Origin of the sequence: Nocardioides sp., from assembly GCF_035547795.1 — a bacterium.
Classification (GTDB): Bacteria; Actinomycetota; Actinomycetes; order Propionibacteriales; family Nocardioidaceae; genus Nocardioides.
Genome location: NZ_DASZUF010000099.1, coordinates 1 through 4,760 on the forward strand (window position 1 = coordinate 1; position 4,760 = coordinate 4,760).

Sequence of the window (4,760 nt, forward strand, 5' to 3'; positions counted from 1 at the left end):
GGACTGGGCAGCGGGCTGATCTTCGCGCCGTTGTTCGACATCGTGCTGGCCGACCTCAGCGACCAGGAGGTCGGCTCCGGCTCGGGCCTGCTCAACGCCGTCCAGCAGTTCGCCGGCGCGCTCGGCGTCGCGGTCCTGGGAACGTTCTTCTTCCACTGGATCCCGCAGCACGGCTACGAGGTCGCCACCCGGTGGGTGGTGTGGGTGACGCTGGTCTGCTACGCGGTCAGCTTCACCTCGGCGTTCCTGCTGCCGATGCGGGCCCGCGAGGAGGCCGCCCACTGAGAGCGGAAAGAGCCGCCTCCGACATCACGTCGGGGGCGGCTCGCGGGGGTGGGGCGGAGCCCGTCAGGCGGGCTGCATCTCCTGGATCGAGGACTCGAGCAGGTCGGCGTGAGCCGAGACCAGGGAGTCGTTCTCGTTCTTGAGGGTGAGGACGAGCTGCTCGAGCTCCTGCACGCGCGCACGAAGCCGAGCATTCTCGGCCAGGAGGTGGTGCGGCGTCCGGAGGTCGCTTTGCATGTAGCCGAGAAGCGCCTTGGCCATGGAGGAACGTTCCTTCGTCGGATCGTGTGAGAGGCCCGGACGGGCCGTCTACCAGAGTCCCACCGATCCGCTCCTGGGTCAATCCGGGCGGCCCCTGCCCTGGCGTCGCCGCAGTCGCCGGCTCAGCTGGGCCGCGCCGGCGTCGGAGAGGCGGGCGCGCTTCCTGACGCGTGCGGCGAACCGCTCGTCCGGGCAGCGCTCGACCAGGTCCTCCAGCTGCTGTTGTGTCGAGACGACCAGTTCGTCGGCGAGCCCGCAGGCGACCAGCTCGGCCAGCATGCCCATCGTCTCGGGGAACTCCTCCAGGCCGAGCCCGGCCGCCGCCAGCCCGGCCGCCAGCACGTGCAGGGTCTCGTCCGCCCGCGCGGGTACGTCGAGGCCCGCTCCCCCGCCCGGCGTCAGCCGGGCCGTCCAGCGCAGCTGCGGCGCGGCGAGCTTGACCAGCGCGCCCAGGAGCAGCCCGACCGCCCCGGCGCCGGTCCACAGGGCATAGCCGTCGCGGCCCGCGGCGAGCTGGTCGACCAACGCCCGCACGTCGCCGGCCAGCGCGCCCGGTGTCGCCCAGGCCACCGGTGCGCCCTCGGCGTTGAGGAGGCGCTCGCTGAGCGCCAGCGCGTCCTGCCGGTCCGCCTCGTCGGCAGTCGCGAGGAGCGGCAGCGCGAGCAGGTCGGCGACCACCCCGCGCTCGATGAAGGCGCCGATGCTCTCCCGGTCGCCCAGGTCGAGGATGGCCAGCTCGACGGCGCGCCCCTCGTGCAGGACGTCCCATGGCACCTCGCGCAGCGCTCGCTCCCGCACCGCCAGGTCGACCTTGGCGGCCTGCTCCGGATGGGCGCGGGCGTAGCTGCGCACCGTGATCAGGAAGTTGCGCACCAGGGTGCGGCGGATCGCCACCACATCCTCGTCGTCACTCACGACGGCATCGACGGCCGCGATCGCGTCCAGGTGGGCGCGGATCGCGAAGTCCCAGGTCCGCTCCTGGGTGGTGATGGTGCCGGCGCGCTGCTGGTACAGATAGGCCGCGTCGGCGGTGAGCTCGGTCAGCGCCAGCCGCAGCGGGCCCTCGGCCAGGACGCGCAGGAGTAGCACGGTGTCCTCACCGGGCTTGAGCGTCTCGTCGAACCGGATGCGGCGGGCGATCTCGGCCGGGATCAGCTTGGCGTGCACGGTGTGGACGCAGTTACCGACCTGGCCCATCTCCAGGTCGCTGCCGCCGTACGGCAGCAGCGGCGCGGTCAGCCAGTTGTCGAAGCGCGGCGCGGCGAAGTCGCCGTCGTACACCATGCCGATCGGGGCGACCGCCACCACGCCCGGCGTCGCGACGGCCAGCAGCGCCTCGAGGTGCCGAGGCGCGAGCCGGTCGTCGTCGTCGAGGAACGTGACCCAGGCGCCGCGGGCGGCGTCGAGGGCGAGGTTCTCCGCGCCCGGCAGGCTGGCCGTCTCGGTGGTCAGGTACTGGACCACGACGTCCGGATGTCCGGCGCACCAGGCCGCGACGAGCGCGTCGGTGCCGGAGTCGGGGCCGTTGCGCACCACGACGATCTCGAACAGGTCGCGGGCCACCGTCTGCGCCGCCACCGAGTCGAGGCAGCCCTCGATCCACTCGTGGCCGCGGTACGTCGGCACGACCACGCTGATCGCCGGCGCCATCAGCCGTCCACCGGCTGGGGTCCGTCCAGGAGGCCGGCCTCCGTCAGCGCCCGCGCCATGTGCGCCGGCACCTCCGCCGGCGGGATGCCGTACGGCGCCTGGCCCTCGGCCACCAGGACGTGGTTGCGCAGGTAGCGCTCCAGCTGCGGCGTCCCGCTTTCCCACGGGCGCCAGGAGCCCTGGACCGCCCTGATCAGCGGCGTGGCCGCCCGCGCGTCCGGCCCGAGCACCGCCACGTCACCGTTGTAGAGCAGCCCGCCGTACGCGATCTGGTGGTCCCACGGGTGCTGGATGCCGTAGTGGCGGATGGTCCACTCCAGCTCCTCCTCGGGGCTGCGCCCACCGGCCTGCTTGGCGGCGGCGTAGTTGGGGCCGCCGACCGGACGGGTGTGCAGCACCGGCGTCTCGTCGATGATCGCCATCTTCCCGATGGAGGTCATCGTCGGCCAGACGAAGTCCAGCCCCCAGCCGGTGACGTTCTGCTCGATGGTGGGCAGCACCTTCCACAGGAACGGCGTGGAGAGCAGCGGCGCCATCACCTCGACGAAGCTGGTCCACCGCACCTGGAAGCGCGGATGGCGCAGCGTGATCGGATAGCTGAAGTAGGACTTCGGGTCCAGCGCCGGCTGGGCGAGATCCAGCCTCAGCTGGGCGGCGATGTCGAACATCTCCGAGACCTGCTCGGGCACGCACATCAGGTCGTCGTCGGGCAGCCAGACGTAGTCGTAGCGGTCGACGACGTCGCGGTACTCCACCAGGGTGGCGTACACCCCCGGCCACTTGGGGCCCTTCACCCGGTGGACGAAGCGGGCGCCGTCGGCCATGCCCAGGTCGGCGGGGTCGTCCGCGCCGAACCAGGAGAGGCAGTAGTCGAAGTTCTGCCGTTCCAGCCGCGCCACCGCGTGCGGGTGCAGCGAGGTTGGACCGGAGCGGAACAGCGCCAGGTGCCGGCGTGGCTCGGTGACCTCGACCGGGACCCGCCCCGGCGGCTCGACGTACGGGATCTCGACGCAGCCCAGCGCGCGCCACGGCACGTTGCGCAGGTTCAGCCGAGCGGCCTCCTCGGCGAGCCGCTGGTACTCCTCGGGGTGCTGCGTCAGGTACGGCCCCGAGATGCCCACCCAGTGGCGCTCCTCCGCCTCGCGCACCATCCACTCGATGAAGGGATCGTCGGAGGTGATGCCCTCCAGGGCCGCGATCACCGGCAGATGGCGCTCGACGTCGCGCTCCCAGGAGTGCTCGGCGGCATGGTCCATCAGGCTGCCCGGCCGGACGTTGTAGAGGTACGCCGCGTCGGCGCCCGCCTCGGCCAGCCGCAACTGCAGCCGGTCCGAGGCCACCAGCGCCGCCCAGAACACCACGTCCTCGCCGATCGGGAGGCTCTCGTCGAAACGGACCTTGCGGGCCAGGTCGGTGCGCACGATCTTGGCCCACGGATAGGTCAGGAACGTCACCAGGTTGTGGTGCGCGACCCGCCGCCCGAGGAAGGGCAGCAGACCATTGGTGATGTAGTTGTCCAGGCTCGGTCGGGCGAAGTCGCCGTCGTCCACGAAGGAGACGATGGTGCCGCCGACGGCGTCGGGTCCGGCCACCGAGAGCAGCGCCTCCAGGTGCTGCGGCCCGAACCGGTCGTCGTCGTCGACGAAGACGACGTACTCCCCCTGGGCCGCGTCGAGGCCGAGGTTGCGGGCGTGTGAGAGCCCGGGCGTCTCGGTCTCGATGAGCTGGACCTGGATGCCGGGGTGCCGGGCGGCGAAGTCCGCCACGATCTGCGGCGTGCGGGTCGGCGGACCGTTCTGTACGACGACGATCTCGTAGGAGCCGACCGGCACGGTCTGCGCAGCCACCGACTCCAGGCAGCCGCCGACCCATGCGTCGCCGCGGTAGGTGGGCAGGATGACGCTGACACGAAGCGACCGCTCGCCCTCCACGCCCCGCTCCTGGGCACCGGCCGGGGCGACCACCTCGGCGCCGCCGGCGGCGATGAGGCGCCGGTAGCGAGCCACCGCAGCGGCGCCGACCTCCGAGCCGACGACGTGGACCGCCCGTGCGCCGGCCTGCACGATCACGGTGGCGAGCAGGTCCTCCCGTCCTCCGGCGTCCATCAGGTGCCACTGCGCAAGCGCGGCCAGGTCGAGGATGACGGTCCCCGCCGGTACGCCGGCGGCGAGCTCGGCGTGCGGGCGTCCGGTCGTGACCACGACCGCGCTGTCGGTGCCACGCACCAGCTCGAGGACGGTGGCCCGGGTCGCCGCGTCCGGGCGGTCGGTGACCACGAGCAGGTCGGCCTGCGCGGGCAGCCCGCGCAGCGCGGCCCACCGTGCGGTGGCGACGACGGTGGGCTCGACGTCCGGACCGAAGGATCGCCAGTTGAACGTCTGCAGATGCTCCGTCGTCGGCTCCGGCATCTCGCCGGCCGTCGCGGCCGCCTGGTCCCACGCCGCGAGCAGGATCGGCGTGAACCCGAAGGTCGACTGCCCGTAGCGGTCCCGGACCTCCTGCCCGGCGACCCGGGCGGCGAGCGCCCTGGCGTTGACCGGCACCGTCGTCCGGCCGCGGGGGGG

General features: G+C 72.7%; 3 protein-coding genes and 1 pseudogene. 1 reads left to right on the plus strand and 3 read right to left on the minus strand.

The features are described 5' to 3' along the window. A pseudogene (locus VHA72_RS06920) lies at window positions 1–285 on the plus strand (MFS transporter); the annotation flags it as partial. A gap of 63 nt (window positions 286–348) precedes the next feature. Here VHA72_RS06920 and VHA72_RS06925 read toward each other — a convergent pair. The 3 genes from VHA72_RS06925 to VHA72_RS06935 form a co-directional block, all read right to left on the minus strand. Further along, window positions 349–546 carry a hypothetical protein gene (locus tag VHA72_RS06925; RefSeq protein ID WP_325573713.1) on the minus strand — a complete coding sequence of 66 codons (198 nt, stop codon included), beginning with the start codon at window positions 544–546 and terminating at the stop codon, window positions 349–351. Window positions 547–624: 78 nt separating this feature from the next. Continuing rightward, complete coding sequence (locus tag VHA72_RS06930; protein ID WP_325573714.1) at window positions 625–2,196, minus strand: glycosyltransferase; 1,572 nt, start codon at window positions 2,194–2,196, stop codon at window positions 625–627. Next, the coding region (locus tag VHA72_RS06935) for a DUF707 domain-containing protein (protein ID WP_325573715.1) at window positions 2,196–4,760 on the minus strand (2,565 nt) is incomplete at its 5' end. The genes VHA72_RS06935 and VHA72_RS06930, both read right to left, overlap by 1 nt.

Bases quoted from the DNA above. Each gene is read 5' to 3' on its own strand.
- VHA72_RS06930 (WP_325573714.1), bottom strand. From the start codon at position 2,196: ATGGCGCCGGCGATCAGCGTGGTCGTGCCGACGTACCGCGGCCACGAG.
- VHA72_RS06925 (WP_325573713.1), bottom strand. From the start codon at position 546: ATGGCCAAGGCGCTTCTCGGCTACATGCAAAGCGACCTCCGGACGCCG.